This window comes from Streptomyces sp. NPDC058678 (assembly GCF_042714835.1).
GTDB lineage: Bacteria > Actinomycetota > Actinomycetes > Streptomycetales > Streptomycetaceae > Streptomyces.
Map to the genome: position 1 here is coordinate 1 of NZ_JBHXSG010000039.1, position 18921 is coordinate 18921.

Annotated in this window: 20 protein-coding genes and 2 pseudogenes; 9 read left to right on the top strand and 13 right to left on the bottom strand. The window is 72.4% G+C overall.

Features of this window, described 5'->3' with window-relative positions:
• Nucleotides 1-94: 94 nt before the first annotated feature.
• The 3 genes and pseudogenes from ACFWWR_RS30155 to ACFWWR_RS30165 form a co-directional block, all read right to left on the bottom strand.
• A pseudogene (locus ACFWWR_RS30155) lies at nucleotides 95-349 on the bottom strand (FtsX-like permease family protein); the annotation flags it as partial.
• A 1-nt stretch (nucleotide 350) separates the two neighbouring features.
• Nucleotides 351-1046: pseudogene (locus ACFWWR_RS30160) on the bottom strand (ABC transporter ATP-binding protein); the annotation flags it as partial.
• Entirely contained in the window at nucleotides 1043-1345 is a 303-nt protein-coding gene (locus tag ACFWWR_RS30165; protein WP_384306451.1) for an SHOCT domain-containing protein, read from the bottom strand. The gene ACFWWR_RS30165 and the pseudogene ACFWWR_RS30160, both read right to left, overlap by 4 nt.
• A gap of 160 nt (nucleotides 1346-1505) precedes the next feature.
• On the opposite strand from ACFWWR_RS30165, the gene ACFWWR_RS30170 reads away from it, so the two are divergent.
• The 5 genes from ACFWWR_RS30170 to ACFWWR_RS30190 all read left to right on the top strand — a co-directional run bounded on the left by ACFWWR_RS30170 (nucleotide 1506) and on the right by ACFWWR_RS30190 (nucleotide 4315).
• Nucleotides 1506-2096, top strand: coding sequence for a TetR/AcrR family transcriptional regulator (locus ACFWWR_RS30170; protein ID WP_384306454.1), 591 nt, complete (start codon nucleotides 1506-1508; stop codon nucleotides 2094-2096).
• A gap of 11 nt (nucleotides 2097-2107) precedes the next feature.
• The gene (locus ACFWWR_RS30175; protein ID WP_384306456.1) at nucleotides 2108-2692 is read left to right on the top strand and encodes a DUF4865 family protein; all 585 of its coding nucleotides are present in this window, start codon (nucleotides 2108-2110) and stop codon (nucleotides 2690-2692) included.
• Nucleotides 2686-3597, top strand: coding sequence for a phosphotriesterase (locus ACFWWR_RS30180; RefSeq protein WP_384306459.1), 912 nt, complete (start codon nucleotides 2686-2688; stop codon nucleotides 3595-3597). Before ACFWWR_RS30175 ends, ACFWWR_RS30180 begins: the two co-directional genes overlap by 7 nt.
• Nucleotides 3598-3723: 126 nt before the next feature.
• Nucleotides 3724-3900 (top strand): DUF1272 domain-containing protein, encoded by a 177-nt coding sequence (locus tag ACFWWR_RS30185; protein WP_383875658.1) that lies wholly within the window; start codon nucleotides 3724-3726, stop codon nucleotides 3898-3900.
• A 16-nt stretch (nucleotides 3901-3916) separates the two neighbouring features.
• Nucleotides 3917-4315 (top strand): tautomerase family protein, encoded by a 399-nt coding sequence (locus ACFWWR_RS30190; RefSeq protein WP_383875660.1) that lies wholly within the window; start codon nucleotides 3917-3919, stop codon nucleotides 4313-4315.
• On the opposite strand, the gene ACFWWR_RS30195 is transcribed toward ACFWWR_RS30190, so the two are convergent.
• Complete coding sequence (locus ACFWWR_RS30195) at nucleotides 4312-5781, bottom strand: ketol-acid reductoisomerase (protein WP_384306462.1); 1470 nt, start codon at nucleotides 5779-5781, stop codon at nucleotides 4312-4314. The two genes, ACFWWR_RS30190 and ACFWWR_RS30195, sit on opposite strands and share 4 nt — an antisense overlap.
• 89 nt (nucleotides 5782-5870) lie before the next feature.
• On the opposite strand from ACFWWR_RS30195, the gene ilvY reads away from it, so the two are divergent.
• Nucleotides 5871-6728 carry an HTH-type transcriptional activator IlvY gene (ilvY, locus tag ACFWWR_RS30200; RefSeq protein ID WP_384306465.1) on the top strand — a complete coding sequence of 286 codons (858 nt, stop codon included), beginning with the start codon at nucleotides 5871-5873 and terminating at the stop codon, nucleotides 6726-6728.
• A gap of 194 nt (nucleotides 6729-6922) precedes the next feature.
• Here ilvY and ACFWWR_RS30205 read toward each other — a convergent pair whose 3' ends face one another.
• The 4 genes from ACFWWR_RS30205 to ACFWWR_RS30220 all read right to left on the bottom strand — a co-directional run bounded on the left by ACFWWR_RS30205 (nucleotide 6923) and on the right by ACFWWR_RS30220 (nucleotide 9856).
• Nucleotides 6923-7372, bottom strand: coding sequence for an RpiB/LacA/LacB family sugar-phosphate isomerase (locus ACFWWR_RS30205; protein ID WP_383875666.1), 450 nt, complete (start codon nucleotides 7370-7372; stop codon nucleotides 6923-6925).
• A 67-nt stretch (nucleotides 7373-7439) separates the two neighbouring features.
• On the bottom strand, nucleotides 7440-7643 hold the full coding sequence (locus ACFWWR_RS30210) for a hypothetical protein (protein WP_384306468.1): 204 nt from the start codon (nucleotides 7641-7643) through the stop codon (nucleotides 7440-7442).
• Between the two features lie 221 nt (nucleotides 7644-7864).
• The gene (locus ACFWWR_RS30215; RefSeq protein ID WP_384306471.1) at nucleotides 7865-9106 is read right to left on the bottom strand and encodes an ROK family protein; all 1242 of its coding nucleotides are present in this window, start codon (nucleotides 9104-9106) and stop codon (nucleotides 7865-7867) included.
• A gap of 36 nt (nucleotides 9107-9142) precedes the next feature.
• Complete coding sequence (locus tag ACFWWR_RS30220; protein WP_384306473.1) at nucleotides 9143-9856, bottom strand: alpha-ketoglutarate-dependent dioxygenase AlkB family protein; 714 nt, start codon at nucleotides 9854-9856, stop codon at nucleotides 9143-9145.
• Between the two features lie 66 nt (nucleotides 9857-9922).
• Between ACFWWR_RS30220 and ACFWWR_RS30225 the strand changes: the two genes are divergently transcribed.
• Nucleotides 9923-11062, top strand: a complete 1140-nt coding sequence (locus tag ACFWWR_RS30225; protein WP_384306475.1) for a methyltransferase — start codon at nucleotides 9923-9925, stop codon at nucleotides 11060-11062.
• Between the two features lie 32 nt (nucleotides 11063-11094).
• On the opposite strand, the gene ACFWWR_RS30230 is transcribed toward ACFWWR_RS30225, so the two are convergent.
• Together ACFWWR_RS30230 and ACFWWR_RS30235 are read right to left on the bottom strand one after the other, a co-directional pair.
• Nucleotides 11095-11943 (bottom strand): ketose-bisphosphate aldolase, encoded by an 849-nt coding sequence (locus tag ACFWWR_RS30230; protein ID WP_384306478.1) that lies wholly within the window; start codon nucleotides 11941-11943, stop codon nucleotides 11095-11097.
• Between the two features lie 30 nt (nucleotides 11944-11973).
• Nucleotides 11974-12855: an SIS domain-containing protein gene (locus ACFWWR_RS30235; RefSeq protein WP_384306481.1), complete on the bottom strand. Its 882-nt coding sequence runs from the start codon at nucleotides 12853-12855 to the stop codon at nucleotides 11974-11976.
• A gap of 123 nt (nucleotides 12856-12978) precedes the next feature.
• Between ACFWWR_RS30235 and ACFWWR_RS30240 the strand changes: the two genes are divergently transcribed.
• Nucleotides 12979-13758, top strand: a complete 780-nt coding sequence (locus ACFWWR_RS30240; protein ID WP_384306484.1) for a DeoR/GlpR family DNA-binding transcription regulator — start codon at nucleotides 12979-12981, stop codon at nucleotides 13756-13758.
• Nucleotides 13759-13812: 54 nt separating this feature from the next.
• Here the strand turns inward: ACFWWR_RS30240 and ACFWWR_RS30245 are convergent, their stop codons facing one another.
• Nucleotides 13813-15000 carry a GDSL-type esterase/lipase family protein gene (locus ACFWWR_RS30245; protein WP_384306486.1) on the bottom strand — a complete coding sequence of 396 codons (1188 nt, stop codon included), beginning with the start codon at nucleotides 14998-15000 and terminating at the stop codon, nucleotides 13813-13815.
• Nucleotides 15001-15057: 57 nt separating this feature from the next.
• On the bottom strand, nucleotides 15058-15642 hold the full coding sequence (locus ACFWWR_RS30250; protein ID WP_383875682.1) for a TetR/AcrR family transcriptional regulator: 585 nt from the start codon (nucleotides 15640-15642) through the stop codon (nucleotides 15058-15060).
• A 140-nt stretch (nucleotides 15643-15782) separates the two neighbouring features.
• Between ACFWWR_RS30250 and ACFWWR_RS30255 the strand changes: the two genes are divergently transcribed.
• On the top strand, nucleotides 15783-17609 hold the full coding sequence (locus ACFWWR_RS30255) for a glycoside hydrolase family 15 protein (RefSeq protein ID WP_383875684.1): 1827 nt from the start codon (nucleotides 15783-15785) through the stop codon (nucleotides 17607-17609).
• 24 nt (nucleotides 17610-17633) lie between these two features.
• On the opposite strand, the gene ACFWWR_RS30260 is transcribed toward ACFWWR_RS30255, so the two are convergent.
• Nucleotides 17634-18632 carry a hypothetical protein gene (locus tag ACFWWR_RS30260; RefSeq protein ID WP_384306489.1) on the bottom strand — a complete coding sequence of 333 codons (999 nt, stop codon included), beginning with the start codon at nucleotides 18630-18632 and terminating at the stop codon, nucleotides 17634-17636.
• Nucleotides 18633-18921 lie beyond the last annotated feature (289 nt).

Genomic DNA, 18921 nt, shown 5'->3' on the forward strand with positions numbered 1-18921 from the left:
CCTCCGCGCGTTCGCCGTCCCGACACCGGCGCACCCCTCCGGCTCTCTCACGGCCGACGCGTTGGGACAGTGGGCGTTGGCGGGCCCTCACCCCTCACTTGGTGGCGATGGCCCGCAGGACGTCCAGGCGGGCCGCACGCCGGGCCGGGCGCAGGCCCGCGAGGGCTCCCGCCGCGAGCCACACCAGCGCGACGATCGCCAGTCGCAGGGGCGGCATCGCGAAGGCGAAGGCGCTGTCGCTCGCACCGTCCGAGGCCGTGACCAGGACCCAGGCGAGGAAGGCGCCGAGACCGAGTCCGCCGACCGTGCCGAAGGCGGCGCCCAGGACCGACTCCCAGCGGACCATGGCCCAGTCGTCCGTCCGCGAGGAAGACGACCTCGTCGGCGTGGGCGGCGGCGACCTGGTCGTGGGTGACCATGACGACCGTGCGGGCCGTCTGGCGCACGGCGCGGCCGAGCAGCCCCAGGATCTCGCCTCCGGAGCGGGAGTCGAGGTTGCCGGTCGGCTCGTCGGCGAAGACGACGTCCGGCCGTCCGGCGAACGCCCGGGCCACGGCGACGCGTTGCTGCTGACCGCCGGAGAGCTCGGAGGGCCGGTGGTGGAGCCGGTCGCGCAGACCGACGACGTCGATCAGGGCGTCGATCCACTGAGAGTCGCCCTTGGTGCCCGCGAGGTCGAGCGGCAGCCGGATATTCTCCGCGACGGTCAGCGTGGGCACCAGGTTGAACGACTGGAACACGAAGCCGACGCGGTCGCGGCGCAGCAGGGTGAGGCGGCGGTCGTCGAGGGTGCCCAGTTCGGTGTCGCCGATGTGGGCGGCGCCCGAGGTGAGGGTGTCGAGGCCGGCCGCGCAGTGCATCAGGGTGGACTTGCCGGAGCACGAGGGCCCCATGATCGCGGTGAAGCGGCCGACCGGGAAGTCGACGCTCACCCCGTCCAGGGCCCTCACTCCGGTGTCGCCGCTGCCGTCGACCTTCACGGCGTCCACGACCCGGGCGGCCGGCACCGTGCCGGTCGTGGCGTCGGTGGCGGTCGTGGTGGTCATGCCGCACCGCCCTTGCCGCCACGGCCGAACTGCTCGTCCAGGACGGACAGCCGGCGCCAGTACTCGTCCTCGTCGATCTCGCCGGAGGCGAAGCGGTGGCCGAGCACGGTGATGGGCGAGTTGTCGTCGACGGTCGAGGGGTCCCCGACGGCCGGGCGCCGCCGCGGTCCGCCGCGTCCGCGCCACACGGTGCGGCGCAGCAGGGTGATGCCGCCGATCACGACGGCCGCCCAGATCAGGGGGAAGAGCAGGATCCACGGGCCGGGGCCGCCGTCGCCGAAGTGCGCCAGGGTCTGCATCTCGAGTCATCTCCTCGGTGGGTTTCCTGTGATGCCTCGACAGTGGCTCCGGGGAGGGGGCCTGGTCGTCGTACGGCCAGCGGCAGTACGCGTACCTCCCAGGGAGTACGCGGGCGGGTCGCCTCTGCTCCCCAGCACCTCGACTTCTGTAACTACTAGTATGTACAGTGATGTCATGAGCACCTCGGATCGACTGATCGAGTCCACCCGTGAGCTGCTGTGGGAGCGCGGCTATGTGGGCACCAGCCCCAAGGCGATCCTGGAGCGCGCGGAAGCCGGGCAGGGCAGCATGTACCACCACTTCAAGGGGAAGCCCGACCTCGCTCTGGCCGCGATCCGGCGGACGGCCGAGGAACTGCTGGCCACGGCCGAGGGAGTGCTCGACGGTCCGGGGACGCCGTACGAACGGATCGAGGCGTATCTGCGGCGGGAGCGCGACGTACTGCGCGGCTGTCCGATCGGGCGGCTGACGATGGACCCGGACATCATCGTCAGCGACGAACTGCGCGCACCGGTCGACGCGACGCTCGACCGGATCCGCGAGCGGATCGCCGGAATCGTCGAAGAGGGCAAGGAGGAGGGCCAGTTCGCGCCCTCGCTGGACGGCGAGGAGATCGCGGCGGCCGTCCTCGCGACGGTCCAGGGCGGCTACGTCCTCGCCCGCGCGTCCGGTTCGCCGGCCTCGTTCGACACCGGCGTCCGAGGGCTGTTGTCGCTGCTCGCGTCGGCCCGCACCGACCGCACGGCCTGAGGAGACACCCGATGCACGCCATGCAGTACGAACTCACGCTGCCCGCCGACTACGACATGGGCATCGTCCGCGAGCGGGTCGCTCGCAAAGGTCATCTGCTCGACGACTGGGAGGGCCTGGGCCTCAAGGCGTTTCTGATGCGCGTACGGGGCACCGGCGGTTCGCCGGTCAACCAGTACGCGCCGTTCTACCTGTGGAACACCATGGAGGGCATGAACACCTTCCTGTGGGGCGGCGCCTTCCAGGTGATCCCCGACGACTTCGGGCGGCCCCCGGTCCGGCAGTGGGCGGGAGTGGCGTACGAGGAGGGCGCCGCGGCCGGCTCCCCCGCGCGGACCGCCGTGCGGCGGCGGCAACGGGTGCCGGACGGGGTGCGGTTGGGTGAGGTGATGGAGGACGCGGCGGGCGAGGCGGGGCGGCTCGCGGCCAGTGACGGAGCGGTGCTGGCGGCGGCCGCCGTGGACACGAGCCGCTGGGAGCTCGTCCATTTCTCGCTCTGGGAGGGCGACTTGCCGAAGGCCGAAGGTGATGTGTTCGAGGTGCTGCACCTGTCGCAGCCGGGTCGCGACCTGCTGCCGCAGGGGCGGCGATGGTGAGCACGGTCCGTACCGTGCTCGGGGACGTTCGCCCCGCGGCCCTGGGCGTCTGCGACGCGCACGACCACCTGTTCTTCAGCAGTCCCCGACTGCCGGGTCAGGAGCTCCAGCACGTGTCCGCCGCCCGCGCGGAGTTGGCGGCGTTCGTCGCGCAGGGCGGCAACAGCGTGGTGCAGTGGACGCCGTACGGGCTGGGCCGACGGGCCGCCGATCTGCCGCCGCTGTCCCGGGAGACGGGGGTGCTCGTGGTGGCCGCGACGGGCCTGCACCAGGCCGTCCACTACGACGACGAGACGCTCGCCCGGCTGCGGGGCCGACTCGCCGAGGTCTTCGTCGCCGAACTGACCGAGGGCATCGGCACCTCGGGGGTCCGGGCGGGCCTGATCAAGGTCGCGGGTGGTTTCCACGCCCTCGACGCGCACGCCCGCTGGACGATGAGAGCGGCGGCCGAGGCCCACCATGCGACGGGAGCGCCCATCGCCGTCCATCTGGAGCTCGGTACCGGCGCCCTGGACGTGCTGGACCTGCTGTGCGGCGAGTCGGGGGTGCCGCCGCACCGGGTGATCCTGGGGCACCTCAACCGCTCCCCCGACAGCGTGGTGCAGCTCCAGGCCGCACACAGCGGCTGCTACCTCGCCTTCGACGGGCCCTCACGCGCCAACCACGCCACGGACTGGCGGATGCCGGGCGCCCTGCGGGCACTCGCCGACGCCGGGTTCGGCGACCGGCTGCTGCTCGGCGGCGACACCACGACCGCGGCGGCCCGCTCGGTCAGCGGCGGGCCCGGGATGCCGTATCTGCTGCGGCGGGTGCGGCCTCGTCTCGAAGCGGAGCTGGGCGAGGAGACGGTGGAGCGGATCCTCGTGCGGAACCCGGGCGCGGCGTTCGCGGTGGAGTGGCGCTGACCTCGCGCCGGTCGGTGGCCCGATCGTAGTGGCCATTGACCCTCCGGCGACTTTCCGGCAGGCCCGGCGCCCCGAGGATGGGAGCGACGGGTCACCGGGCCCGGACGCGACAAGGAGGACGACGGCATGGCACTGGAGATGCGCGAACGCTGCGAACGCTGCGAGACGGCGACGCTGCCGCCGGACGGGCCGGCCCGGATCTGCTCGTACGAGTGCACTTTCTGTGTGCCGTGCAGCGAGGCCATGCGGGACGTGTGTCCCAACTGCGGCGGGGAGCTGGTCCTCAGACCGCGCAGAGAATGAGAGGAGATCCGAGGAAATGCCATTCGTTCGGATAGACGCGCTGGGAGCCGGCCCCGATCGTCTCGACGCGCTCGGGCGCGCGGTGCACGACGCCCTCGTGGAGACGATCCACATCCCCGCCGACGACCGGTTCCAGGTCCTGGTCGGCCATGACGGCACCCACAGCACCCTGCGGTACGACGACTACCTCGGAGTGCACCGGGACGACGGCATCGTGTACGTCGCGATCACGCTCCGCTCGGGGCGCACCTCCGCGCAGAAGCAGGCGCTGTACCGGCGGATCGCCGAACTCGCCCACGCCTACGCGGGGACCGAGCCGCGGAACGTCTTCGTCACTCTCACCGAGAACACGTCGATCGACTGGTCGCTCGGCGAGGGTGCGGCCCAGTACGCCGCCGCTACGGAAGAGCGCTAGGCCACTGCGATGTCCACGGACGGCCGCAGCTTCGCCGCCGCGGCCAGGGCCTCGTGGACGGGGTGGGTGGCGAAGGCCGTCACCAGGTCCGGGTCCGCCGGGGCCTCGGCGGCCGGGAAGGCGATCTGCTCGTACGCCGCCTGGAAGCGCGGGCCCCAGCGGCGGGCACCGAGGCGGGCCGTGCGGGAGCAGTTGTCGACCATGTGGGCCACGTCCCGGGCGTGCATGTAGGGCAGCAGCGAGTCGACGGCCTCGATGACGGACTCGTTGACGATCTCCGACCACGGATGCCCGCGCTCGGCGAACTCGTCGACCTGGGCCAGCATGGTGGCGACGAAGACACCGGCGGTGAAGGGATCGACGGGCAGCTCGCGCCGGGCCCGCCTGGCCCGGACCCGGTCGCTGACGGACCACATCGGCGAACCGCCGATCCCGGTCATCGGGCGGCCGCCGAGCCGCCGTTCGGCCAGGATCACGCTGCGCAGCTCGGTACCGTCGGCGACCTCGTCGTAGATCTCGGCGACGATCTCGCGGGCGGGTGCGTACGTCGCCGTGCAGGCGCGGTCGAACACGTCCCGGCCGGCCGCGTCGAGGCCCTCGCGCACCGCACCGAGTCCGGCCCGCGAGATCGTGCGGGCGATCGGTCCGGTGACGTTCTCGCAGGACCTCTCGTACGCGGTCACCTCGTCGTCTCCGGCAAGGCGGTAGCGTCCGTACAGACTTTCGACGATGCCGTGCGCGGCGCCGAGCAGAATGGCGCGCTCACCGACGATGTCGGAGCGGTACTCGCTCTCCAGCGTGGTGCGGAAGGTGTACGGCGACCCGAGCGCCACCGACCAGCCGAGCGCGAGGTCGACAGCCCGTCCGTCGGGGTCGGCGTGCACGGCGAAACTGCTGTTGATCCCGGCGCCGTTGACCTCTGCGCCCTGCTGGTACAGGCGGCGCACCGAGTCGCCCATGCCCTTGGGGCACACGGCGATCACCGGGTGGCCGGGCGGGAAGTCGCCGCCGGTCTCCCGCAGGTGGCCGAGCAGGAAGCCGTGCGAGAGACCGATCGCGGCGCCGGGCCCGAGGGCCGCGAAGATCTCCTGGTGGTGGGCGGCGAGCGCGGCGTCCGCGATCAGCAGGACGATCAGGTCGCTGTCGGCGGCGACGGCGAGCCAGTCGCCGAGCGTGCCGTTCTCCTCCGTGAAGCCGTGGGCACGGGCGTCGGCGGCCGACCGGGAACCGGGGCGCAGTCCGACGGCGACCCGGATGTCCGTGCCGGAGAGGGAGTCGCGCAGGTTGAGGGCCTGAGCACGGCCCTGCGGGCCCCAGCCGAGGACGCCGATGCGGCGGATGCCGTCAAAGGCCTTCGGCAGCAGCGGAAACAGGTGGCGGCCGCCGCGCAGGACGGTCTCGGTGCCGCCGGGCACGTCCATCGTTTCGAGGGCGAAGACACGTGAGGTGTACGTGGTCGAGGTCATGGTCGAGTTGTAGGCTCCGCCCGAGCGTTGCGGCAAGCGCAACTTCTGCAGCGCGCTGTTGCGAGAAGTGAAAGGACGAGGTCACGGCAATGCGGGACGATCACCGGGAGCTGCGTCTCTTCCTGCATCTGGCGCAGACGCTGAACTTCGGGCGGACGAGCCTGGACTGCCATGTCAGCCCGGCGACACTCACCCGGACCGTTCAGCGGCTGGAGGCCGACCTCGGGCACCGGCTGTTCGACCGCGGGCCGCGCGGCGTGTCGCTCACGGCGGAGGGGCACCGCTTCCGCGAATACGCCGTTCAGGCACTGGAGTTGTGGCGCGCCTATCGGGAGGAGCACCCCGACCCGGCCGAACTCACCGGTCGGCTGGCCGTGTTCGCGACGGTGACGGCATGTCAGACGCTGCTGCCCGACCTGCTGGCCCCGTTCCGCACCGCACACCCCCAGGTACGGCTCGATCTGCGCACCGGCGACGCGGCGGCGGCGCTGGCCCGGCTGGACGAGGGCGAGGTCGACGTGGCCGTCGCGGGGATCCCGGCGAGGCTGCCGGAGCCCTTGGTCAGCCGCACGGTCGCGGTGACCGAGCTGGTCCTGGTCACCGCGCTCGACCGCCCCGACCCCGGCCTCGACGGCCCCTTCGTCCTCCCCCACCGCGGGCTGGTCCGCGAGGCCGCCGACCGCTGGTTCCGCACGCGCGGCACGGCACCCGAGGTGGCCTGCGAACCCGACGGCCACGAAGGGCTGTTGACGCTCGTCGCCCTGGGCTGCGGCACGGGCGTGGTTCCCCGTCTCGTACTGGAGCACAGCGCGGTGCGCGACCGGCTCGCCGTGCTCCCGGTCGAGCCGTTGCCGGAGCCGTTTCCGATCGGGTTGTGCGTACGGCGGGCTGATCTGCGCCGCCCGCTGGTGGCGGCGTTGTGGAGCCTTACGGCACCGGAAAGCTAGTGCCGCGGCAGGCAACGTTCGCCCGTTAAGGAGCGGCGTCCGGTGCGTGCTCTCGGCGTGCCGGCCGGAAGCCCTCGTACTGGACGTACTTGGGCTTTCGGCCGGTGCGGCGAGTGGGGGCACCTCCCACGCCCTCAAGGCAGTGGGGGAGCGTGCCGGGCGTCGCGACGGGGCGAACGTTGCCTGCCGCGGCACTAGGTCCTGCCGAGGTCGAGGCGTTCGACGCGGGCCACGTTCTCCCGGTCCTCCGCGTCCTCGCCGGCCGTGGCGGCGAACCAGGCGTCGAGGATCTCCTTGAGCAGCGGCTGGGACGTCAGTCGCAGGCTGAGGGCAAGCGCGTTGGCGTCGTTCCAGCGGCGGGCGCCGTCGGCCGTGTAGGCGTCCGTGCACAGGGCGGCGCGTACGCCCGGCACCTTGTTCGCGGCGATCGACGCGCCCGTGCCGGTCCAGCAGCACACCACGGCCTGGTCCGCGGTGCCGGCGGCGACCTCGCGGGCGGCGGCCTCCGAGCAGACGGCCCACCGGGCATCGTCGTCGGGGCTCAGCGCGCCGTACGGCACCACCTCGTGGCCGCGGTCGCGCAGTTCCGTGACGAGGGCGCGCGCCACGGGTTCGTCCATGTCCGAGGAAACGGAGATCCGCATGTCACGAGCCTACCCGGGGGTGACGCAGGCTCCCAGGGCACGGGTGAGCAGGTCCCGGCGGCCGGACTTACGGGTCTTCGCGAACACCGGCTTCGGGTGGTTCTGCACGGTGTGCTCGGTGACGTACATGCCCGGCGGGCACGGTGTGGCCGTCGCCGGCCTCGGCGAGCAGGCCGAGGAGCTCGGCCTCGCGTCCGGTCAGCGCGAAGGCCCGGCCGAACACGGCCAGGCGTTCGTCCGGCGCGGTCTCCTCGATCGTGACGGCGATCACCGTCCCCTGCGGAGTCGTCCGCGCGGCGCGCAGCGTCAGTCCACACTCCGTCGGCGGGGTCCACCCGGGCCACCCGGCGGCCGGGTGTCCGCAGCCGCCTCCACCGCCAGGAGCCGCGCGACGACGCCAGGAGCAGTGTGTGGGCGTCGTCCGCGCACGCGCCGGCGCCGGTCGGCTCGCCCCGGACGCGGATCCCGGAGACCGCCGAGGAGGCGTGAGGGTCACCGGGCCAGCGCGCCCAGCGGATCGTCCAGTACCGGCTGCCACGCCAACTCGGCCGCGCCGACGAGGCTGTTGTGGTCGAGGGTGCAGGCCAGGATGGGGACGCCGCCGCTCTGCCCCCACAGGCTGCGGTCGGCGACGACCGCGCGCAGGCGGTCCGGGTCGGCGCCCAGCAGGGTGCGGTGCAGGCCGCCGAGGATGATCCGGTCCGGGTTGAGGATGTTCACCAGGCCGGCCAGGCCGAGGCCGAGGCGGTCGATCAGGGCCTCGGTGGCGGTGCGCACGTACGGGTCGTCGTAGTGGTTGCGGATGAGGTCGTTGGCCTGCTGGAGGAGGGACACCTCCGGGCCCGGGTCGCGGCCCGCGGCGGTGAGGAAGGCGAGCGGGTCGGCCTCGACGTCGAGGCAGCCGCGGCTGCCGCAGTGGCAGGGGCGGCCCTCCGGGTTGACGGTGAGGTGACCGACTTCGAGGGCCAGCCCCGCACTGCCGGTGTGCAGACGCCCGTCGAGCACCAGCGCGCCGCCCACGCCCCGGTGCCCGGTCGCCACGCACAGCAGGTCCCGGGCGCCGCGGCCCGCGCCGTGCCGGTGCTCGGCGAGCGCGGCGAGGTTGACGTCGTTGCCCGCGAAGGCCGGTCCGCCGATCCCGGCCGCGCGCACGCACTCCGCGAAGATACGGCGGACCGGGGCGCCCACCGGCCATGCCAGGTGCAGCGGGTTCAGAGCGAGTCCGTCCGGCTCGGCGACCGCCGACGGCACGGCGAGCCCGGCGCCCACGCACCGCCGCCCGGTCGTGCGCAGCAGTTCGGCGCCTGCCTCCACGACCGACACGAGGACCTTCGCGGGATCTTCTTCGACGGTCTCGCAGCCGGGCGCGGTGGCGACGATGCGGCCGCCCAGTCCGACCAGCGCCGCCCGGAACCCGTCGGCGTGCACCTGCGCGGCGAGGACGACGGGCCCGTCCTCGGCGACCGCGAGCCGGTGCGAGGGCCGCCCCTGCGAGCCGGCCGCCGCGCCGGGCCGGGCGTCGACCCGGATCAGCCCGAGCGCCTCCAGCTCGGCGGCGACCGCGCCGGCGGTGGCCCGTGTCACGCCGAGCTCGGCGGTCAGTACGGCGCGGGTCGGCGCGCGTCCGGTGTGCACGAGCTCCAACGCGGGCCCGAGCGCACCGCGCCCCCGGTCCAGCCGCGCTCTCGAGGTGGTCCCTTCCCCCGCCGCACGGGGGTCCGCCTTGCCGCTCATGAGGGCGAGTCTCCCATGATCCGCAGCCCCGGCGGCCTACAGGCCACTCGCCCGAAGCGTGATGTTCAGCCGCCCGGTCAGGCCCAACTCCGGCGGTGCGCTACCCGCGTGGACCCGGGGCACCCCGTGGTACGCGAGCCGTGACGGCCCGCCGAACACGAACAGGTCGCCGCTGCGCAGTTCGACGTCCGTGTACGGCCGGGTCCGGGATCCGGGGTTGCCGAAGCGGAACACGCAGGTGTCGCCGAGGCTCAGCGACACCACCGGCGCGTCCGACTTCTCGTCGCTGTCGCGGTGCATGCCCATCCGGGCGTCGCCGTCGTAGAAGTTGATCAGCGCGATGTCGTACGGAACCGATGCGGCGCCGAGGGCCTCCCGTGCCGCGTCCCGGCCCAGCTCGCCCAGCCAGTCGGGGAACGGCTTCACGGGGGTGCCGTCGCCGTCGACGACCGTGCGGGCGTAGGCGTACGGATACCAGTGCCAGCCAGGACACTCGGGATTGTCCCGTACGGCTCGACCGCAGTTCGGGCACCTCCGTACGGGACCCCAGTGCCAGCCCAGACAGACCTGGCGGGCGGTCATCGTGCCGCCGCCGGGTGTGCGGACCGTTCTGAGGCCGGCGGGCGGGCGGGCCCACTCCCGGCAGTCCCGAAGGAGCTCGCGCTGCCGGGCCGTGTCCAGCCAGTCCGGCACGTGCACCGCGCCGGGCGCGACCTCCGTACGGGCCCTGGGGAACAGCTCGCTGTCCATGGTTCCATCCTGCCCGACAGCTCTGATCTGCTGCTCCGCTAGCCTGGGGGCACGATGGACGACCGTATGACGACTCCCTGGGGCGAGATCGCGCTGTCCCGCTTCCCCGAGGACCCGCGTGACCAGCTGCGCGCCTGGGACGCCTCCGACGAGTATTTGCTGCGGCATCTGGCGGACCAGGACGTGCCGCTGTCCGGCACGGTCGTGGTGGTCGGGGACCGCTGGGGCGCGCTGGCCACGGCGCTCGCGGCACACCGGCCGGTGCAGATCACCGACTCGTACCTGACCCAGGAGGCGACCCGGGCGAACCTGGCGCGGGCCGGTGTCGAGACCGGTGGCGTGCAGCTGCTCACCACGCAGGATCCGCCGCCCGGGCGCGTCGACGTCCTGCTGGTGCGGGTACCGAAGAGCCTGGCCCTGCTGGAGGACCAGCTGCTGCGGCTGGCGCCCGCGGTGCACGAGGGCACGGTCGTCGTCGGCACCGGCATGGTGAAGGAGATCCACACCTCGACGCTGCGGTTGTTCGAGCGGATCCTCGGTCGGACCCGCACCTCGCTCGCGGAGAAGAAGGCCCGGCTGATCTTCTGCACGCCGGAGCCGAAGCCGTCGCCGGAGCGGGCCGCCAGTCCGTGGCCGTACAGCTACGAACTCCCCGGCGGCATCGGCCTCGTCTCGGGCCGTACCGTCGTCAACCACGCGGGGGTCTTCTGCGCGGACCGCCTCGACGTCGGCACCCGGTTCCTTCTGCAACACCTGCCGGTCGGCCGCGGCGGACAGCGGGTGGTGGACCTGGGATGCGGCAACGGTGTCGTCGGTACGGCGATGGCGCTGGCCGAACCCGAGGCCGAGGTGCTGTTCGTGGACGAGTCGTTCCAGGCGGTGGCCTCGGCGGAGGCGACGTTCAAGGCGAACGGCGTGCCCGGACATGCCGAGTTCCGGGTCGGGGACGGGCTGGTGGGAGTACCGGCCGACAGCGTGGACCTGGTGCTGAACAATCCGCCCTTCCACTCCCACCAGACGACGACGGACGCCACCGCCTGGCGGATGTTCACCGGGGCGCGGCGCGCACTCCGGCCGGGCGGCGAACTCTGGGTGATCGGCAACCGGCATCTCGGGTACCACCTGAAGCTGCGGCGGTTGTTCGGCAACAGTCAGCTCGTCGCCAGTGACGCGAAGTTCGTGGTGCTCAAGGCGGTCAAGAGGTAGCGGCGGTGCGCCGTGCGGCCGCGCCGGTCCCGTCAGCCGAGGACCCGGATGATCCCGGCCACCGCCCGCGCCATCGCCTCCCGGCCCACGCTCAGGTACGCCCGGGAGTCGACCGCCTCGGGGTGGGCGGCCAGGAACTCGCGGATCGCGCCGGTCATGGCGAGGTTGAGGGCGGTGCCGACGTTGACCTTGGCGATGCCGCCCGCGGCGGCCCTGGTCAGCTCGCCGTCCGCCACTCCGGACGAGCCGTGCAGCACGAGGGGCACGCCCAGGGTGGCGGTCAGGCTCTTGAGAAGGGCGTGATCCAGGGTCGCGGTGCGGGTGGTCATGGCGTGGGAGCTGCCGATGGCCACGGCGAGGGCGTCGACGCCGGAGTCCGCGACGAAGGAGTCGGCCTCGGCGGGGTCGGTGCGGGCGCCGGGTGCGTGGGCGTCCAGCGGCGACTCGCCGTCCTTGCCGCCGATCCGGCCCAGCTCGGCCTCGATCCAGAGCCCCTGGGAGTGCGCCCAGTCGGCGGCGGCTCTGGTCGCGGCGAGGTTCTCGTCGTACGGCAGCCGGGCCGCGTCGTACATGACGGAGCTGAATCCGGCGTCGGGCGCCTGGCGCAGCAGGTCGTCGCTCTGCACGTGGTCGAGGTGCAAGGCGACGGGTACGGCGGCTCGTTCGGCGGCGGCGACGGCGGCGCGGGCGAGCGGGAGCAGCCGTCCGTAGCGGAACCTGACGGCGTTCTCGCTGACTTGGAGGACGACGGGCGAAGCCACCGACTCCGCGCCGGCGATGACCGCCTCGACGTGCTCCAGCGTGATGATGTTGAAGGCGGCGACGGCGGAGTGCGCGGTGGCGGCGCGGGTCACGAGCTCACCGGTGGTGACGAGGGGCACGACTGATCCTTCCGGAGACTTCAGAGGGCTTCAGGGGGCGAGGATCACCGAGCGGGTGAGGTGGCGCGGCCGGTCGGGGTCGAGACCGCGGGCCGCTGCGACGGCGACGGCGAGCCGCTGGACGCGGACCAGTTCGGCGAGCGGGTCGAGGCCCCCCGCGACCCACAGCGCGCCCGTGTCCCGCACCTGCTCGGGCAGGCCGTCCGGTGCCTCGCCGAGCATCCAGGTGGCGGTGCCGTGGGTGGTGACGCTGATGGGGCCGTGCCGGTACTCCATCGCCGGGTAGGCCTCGGTCCAGGCGAGGGAGGCCTCGCGCATCTTCAGCCCGGCCTCGTTGGCCAGCCCGACCGTCCAGCCGCGACCGAGGAAGGTGAACTGCGAGCAGTCCACGAGCCCTTGAGGCAACGGCGCGCGGAGCGCGGTGCGGGCGTCGGCGACGACGGCGTCGGTGTGCAGGCCGAGGTGGGCGCGGAGCAGGGTGAGCGCGGTGGTGGCGAACCGGGTCTGCACGACGGACCGTTCGTCCGCGAAGTCGAGGACGACGAGGTCGTCGGCCGCGTCCACGACGGGGGTGCCGGGGTCCGCGGTGATGGCGGTGGTGCGCGCGCGCCCCCGCAGCTCGCCGAGCAGCTCCAGCACTTCGGTGGTGGTGCCGGAGCGGGTGAGGGCGACGACCCGGTCGTACGAGCGGCCGTACGGGAACTCGGACGCGGCGAAGGCGTCCGTCTCGCCCTGGCCCGATCCTTCGCGCAGGGCCGCCACGGCCTGCGCCATGAAGTAGGAGGTGCCGCAGCCGACGATCGCGACCCGCTCCCCCGGCGCCGGCAGCGCCCCGTCGTGCTCAGGCGCCCGTGCAGCCGCGCGGGTCCAGCACTCGGGCTGGCTCGTCAGCTCGTCCTCGACATGGGTCATGCCACACCTCTCCACTTTGCTTGTTTGTGCAAGATATAGCGTTGTTTCGAGCATAATCAAGCATCCAGCTCAAAGTGGGGGTGCGCTAGGGTCACCGGGAGATCGAGGAACGGAGGGGCGCGGATGTCACGCGACGCCCGTTGGAAGGCCCTGCTGGAACTGCTCGTCGAGCGCGGCCGGTTGGACGTCGAGGAGGCGGCCGTCGAGCTGGCGGTCTCGTCCGCGACCATCCGGCGCGACTTCGACCAGCTGGCGGAGCAGCAGATGCTCGTGCGCACCCGGGGCGGCGCGGTCGTGCACGGAGTGTCGTACGAGCTGCCGTTGCGCTACAAGACGGCCCGCCACGCCTCCGAGAAGCAGCGCATCGCGAGGGCCGTGGCCGACCTCGTCGCTCCCGGCGAGGCGGTGGGGCTCACCGGCGGGACGACCACCACCGAGGTGGCGCGGGCCCTGGCCGTGCGCGCCGACCTCGCGGCCGGTTCACCCGCGCTGACCGTGGTCACGAACGCGCTGAACATCGCCAACGAGCTGGCGGTACGCCCCCAGTTCAAGATCGTGCTGACCGGCGGGGTCGCGCGCCCGCAGTCGTACGAACTCGTGGGGCCGCTCGCGGACGGCGTGCTCAGCCAGATCACGGTCGACGTGGCGGTGCTCGGGGTCGTCGCCTTCGACGTCACGCACGGCGCCTCGGCCCACGACGAGGCGGAGGCGGCGATCAACCGGCTCCTGTGCGAACGCGCCGAGCGGGTGGTCGTCGCCGCGGACTCCAGCAAGCTGGGGCAGCGGGCCTTCGCCCGGATCTGCGCGACGGAGGCCGTGGACACCCTGGTCACGGACGCGGCGGCCGGGCCGGAGACGGTACGGAGGTTCGAGGACGCGGGGCTGACGGTCGTCTCGGTCTAGGGAGCGGGGCGAGGTCCGGAGCCCGCTCCAGGGGCACTTGGGGCAGTGGCGGCCTCAGATGCCGCCGTGGGCCGCGAAGGCCCCGCCGGCCGTGAAGGCCAGCTCGGCGAAGCGTTCGCCGATGAGGCGGTGGGTGGCGGCGTCCGGATGGAGGTTGTCGGGCAGCGGGAGCTCGGCGGAGTCCGGCTCGCCGTACAGGTCACGGCCGTCGAGGTAGTGCAGGTTCGGGTCGTCGGCCGCTCGCTGCGCCACGATCCGGGCCAGCTCGTCCCGGATGACGCCGAGGGTCAGTTTGCCGCTCGCGCGCTCCGCGGGATCGCCCATGGCCACGAACCGCAGTCGCCCGGAGCCGAGATCACCGAAGTCCGGGGCGGCGGGGCCGGGCGTGTCCTCGTGGATGGGGCACAGGATGGGCGAGACGACCAGCAGCGGTGTGGTGGGGTGCCCTTCGCGGATGGTGTCGAGGAACCCGTGGACGGCGGGGGTGAAGGCCCGCAGGCGCATCAGGTCCAGATTGACCAGGTTGATTCCGATCTTGACGCTGATCAGGTCGGCGGGGGCGTCCCGCACGGTGCGCGCCGTGAACGGGTCGAGCAGGGCGCTGCCGCCCAGGCCCAGGTTGATCAGTTCGACGCCGCCCCGAGCGGCGGCGAGAGCGGGCCAGATGGCGGTGGGCCCGGCGGCGTCGGAGCCGTGGCTGATCGAGCTGCCGTGGTGCAGCCACACCCTGCGGCCCGAGGGCGGGGCGGTCTCGACGGGGGCGTCGGTGCGCAGCGCGACGAGCTCGGTGGTCTCGTTGTGCGGCAGCCAGATCTCGACGTCCTTGAGGCCGCCGGGCAGGCCGGAGAAGCGGAGGGTGCCGGGCTGTCCGGGCCGGCGCTCGACGCTCCCGGTGGTCATGTCGATGGTCAGGGTGTGGCCGTCCGTCACACTGCCCCGCCCCGCCGGGCGGCCGTCGACGAGCAGTTCGTACACCCCGTCCGGGCGCGGCGGGGCGCCCACGTAGGCCCGCTTGGTGGGCAGCGTGTCCAGCTCGACGGCGGTCGCCCGGGTGCGGAAGGCCAGCCGCACTCCGGAGGGCTGGGACTCGGCCATGGCCAGTTGCCCGTCGGCGCATTGGGCGCGGGCCCAGGCGGGCAGCCGGTGTGGCAGCACACCGTGCTCGGTGCGCTCCAGGTCCAGGGCTCCGCGCAGGAGTTCCATGGTGATGGGCGTGGTCATCCAGTCGTCCGTGGTGTGCATGGCCCCAACCTGTTGATCAACGTGTCGTAACTGCATGGACTGTACGAACCGGGCGGACTACATGGACGGCGCGGCCGGCGCGGGCCAGTTCCGCAGCAGCGCGTCAAGAGCATCCAGGACTCTTGACCAGGTCTCCTGCGAGTCGGGGGCGCTGTGGCTGAACCCTCCCCCCAGCTCCAGGCTGACGTAACCGTGGAAGACGCTGCCGAGCAGCCGGACCGCATGCGTCTGGTCCGGCTCCGTCAGGTCGTAGCCGCGCAGGATCGCCCGCGTCATCTGGGCGTGCCTGCCGCCCGCGCTTGCGGCCGCCGCCTCCGGGGAGAGCCTCATCTGGGCCGCCGCATAGCGGCCGGGATGCTCCCGGGCGTAGTCGCGATAGACGTTCGCGAGGGCGGTCAGAGCGTCCTTGCCGGCCCGCCCGGCGAGGGCGGCGGCGCCCCGGTCGGCAAGCTCCTCCAGGGCGAGCAGGGCGATCCCCGTCTTGAGGTCCTGGGAGTTCTTCACGTGCGAGTACAGACTCGCGACCCTGACGTCGAACCGCCTGGCGAGGGCCGAGACGGTCACCTGGTCGAAGCCGACCTCGTCGGCCAGCTCGGCTCCCGCCCGCACCAGGCGTTCCGTGGTCAGCCCTACGCGTGCCATAACCCACCCTCCGATTGCCTGAAGCAATGGTGCATCCACCTAAAGCCTTTAGGCAAATCTCCTTTCCCCGTCTCCCGGTGCCACGTTCCCCACTCCCCCTAAGCTGAGGCTGAGATACGTGTCGGGCCGGGGAGGCTGCGATGGATGAACCACAGCACGTGTCCGGGGCCGCGCGCTATCTGCCGATCGCCGAGCACGGTCTGATCGGCGACCTGCGCAGCGTGGCCCTGGTGGGGACCGACGGCACGATCGACTGGTACTGCTGCCCCTCCTTCGACGCCCCGAGCGTCTTCGCCGCGATCCTGGACGCGGACAAAGGCGGCCGCTTCGAGCTGGCGGCGAGCGTCCCGGCCCGCACGAAGCAGTTCTACTTCCCCGACACCAACGTTTTGATCACCCGCTTCTTCACCGAGGACGGCGTCGGAGAGGTGCAGGACTTCATGCCGGTCGACGGCGGCTCGGTGGAGACCGAACGCCACCGGCTGATCCGCCGGGTGCTGTGCGTGCGGGGCTCCATCCCCTTCCGTACCCGCGTGGCCCCGCGTTTCGACTACGGCGCCGAGCCGCACACCGTGCGCATGGTCGGCGATGTCGCGGTGTTCGAGTCCGCCAAGCTGTCGCTGGGGCTGACCGCGACCGTGCCTCTGGAGGTCGACGGCCCGGACGCGCGTGCCGAGTTCAAGCTGGCCGAGGGCGAGTCGGCGGTGTTCGCGCTGGACCAGGTGGGCGGTGAGGTGGCACCCCGCCGGTGTGCGCGGACGGAGGCCGAGGAGCAGTTCACCACCACGGTGGCGTACTGGCGCAAGTGGCTGTCCGCGTCCAAGTACCGCGGCCGCTGGCGGGAGATGGTGCACCGCTCGGCCCTCACGCTGAAGCTGCTCACCTACGCGCCGACCGGCGCGATCGTGGCCGCCCCGACGACCAGCCTGCCCGAGCAGCTCGGCGGCGAGCGCAACTGGGACTACCGGTACGTGTGGGTACGCGACGCCGCCTTCTGCGTGTACGCGTTGCTGCGGCTGGGCTTCACCGGCGAGGCCGAGGCCTTCATGAACTTCGTGACCCGGCACATCAGTCCGGGCGACGGCAAGCCGTCCGGCCCCCTGCAGATCATGTACGGCATCGACGGCCGCACCGACCTGCCCGAGCGTGAACTCGCCCATCTGGAAGGACACCAGGGCTCCGCGCCGGTACGGGTCGGCAACGGCGCCGCCGAGCAGCTCCAGCTCGACATCTACGGTGCGCTGATCGACTCGATCTACCTCTACGACAAGTGGGCCAAGCCGATCTCCAGCGACCAGTGGGACGACGTGTCCGCGCTGGTGGACTGGGTGTGCGAAAACTGGGACCAGCCCGACGAGGGCATCTGGGAGACCCGCGGCGGCCGCAAGAACTTCCTGTACTCGCGGCTGATGTGCTGGGTGGCGATCGAACGGGCGATCCGCATGGCCAACCGGCGCGGCCTGCCCGCCGATCTGAACCGCTGGCGGGAGTGCCGCGACACGATCTACCGGCGGATCATGAAGCGCGGCTGGTCCGAGACCCGCCAGGCCTTCGTGCAGACCGAGGACGGCGACGTCCTCGACGCGGCCGTCCTGATGATGCCGTTGACGAAGTTCATCGCGCCGACCGACCCCAAATGGCTGTCCACCCTGGACGCGCTCACGCACGACCTGGTCTCCGACTCGCTGGTCTACCGCTACGACCCGCAGGCGAGCCCCGACGGAGTGCACGGCGACGAGGGCACGTTCTCCATCTGCTCGTTCTGGTATGTCGAGGCCATGGTCCACGCCGGGCGGATCGACGAGGCACGGCTGGCCTTCGAGAAGATGCTGACGTACGCCAACCATCTGGGCCTGTACGCCGAGGAGATCAGCCACACCGGCGAACAACAGGGCAACTTCCCGCAGGCGTTCACCCATCTCGCGCTGATCAGCGCGGCGTTCAACCTGGATCGCGCCCTGGGCTGAGGAGTCGAGGCCCCATCCATGTGATCAGTGTCCGTGGCCGTCCGAGGACTCGTGGGTGGCCGGGGGCGCGGGTACGTCCGTCGGCTCGTCGTCCGAGGCTGCCCCCGCCGCCCCCGCCCGGACCGTGAACGCCGCGGTGTGGACCTCACCGCCGTGCTTGAAGTCGAGGAAGAGCCGGTAGGTGCCCGTGCTCGGCGCGGTGGCCGCGAACGAGATGTCCGGGCCGGGCTCGGTCGTGCCGTCGCCGGGTTCGCCGTTGGGGTGGACGTGGAGGTAGGCGAGGTCGCCCGAGCGCAGGGCGACGAGATGGCCGTACGCGCCGAGGTAGGGCTGGAGGTCGGTGACCGGCTTGCCGTTCCGGGAGACCTTCAGGGTCAGGTCTCCTGCCGTGCCCGGGCGCAGGGCGCCGTCCAACGCCACCTCGTAGCCGTCGGCCTCGGCCGTGGCGTCCGGCGCCGGAAGGTCCTTCGGCGCGTAGGGGCCCGAGGCCGCCAGATCCGCGCCGAGGGTGAGGTTCTCGGCGTTCTTCCGCGCCGGGGTGAAGTCGGCGAAGACCCGGTAGCCGCCCGCGCGGGGCAGGTCGACGGGAATGCTCCAGGTGCCGTCGGCGGCGCGGGCGGGGTGCAGGTGGCGGTAGGTGATCAGGTCGCGTGAGGCCACGATGAGGTGGAGTTCCTTGTCGTGTTCCCGCTGGTAGGCGGTGACCGCGCGGCCGCTGTCGTCCCGTACGACGAAGCGCAGGTCGGACGGGCGCCCGGCGGTCACCCGGGTGGTTTCGAGGTCGAGGGTGTAGCCCTTCTCGGAGACCTGCAGTCCCCCGGCCGGCTCCGCCTCGTGCCCGCCATGTCCACCCCCTCCCTCCGATGACGGTGACGGTGACGGTGACGCCTCACTGTGGCTCTCGTGACGCGGGGACGCACTGTCCTCGACCACCGGGTCGAGGCTTTTCCCCACTCCGTAGGCGGTACCGAAGGTCGCGGCGAGCGCGGCGGCGAACGTGGTGATCCTCAGTCCAGCATTCATGGTCGGCTCCTGGGAGGACGGCCCCGGGCTTCGAGCGAGGCCTCGATCTCCTCCCACAATACCCCTGGGGGGTATCCAGTCAAGCCTTGGGGAGCTCGTTGCACATACGGGCCAGGGGTATAGGGGGTCGCAAGGAGCAGGCCTCGGAGGTCGCGGTGCCAGCGGTGCCGGAGGTCGCCGGATCGGCCAAGATGGCCGGCTCCGAGGAGGTCGCGCGGCTGCGTGCCCTCGGCCCGACCCCGATCCAGCCCACCGGCGACAACTGGGGCCGTCGCCGAGTCCGTCGCCG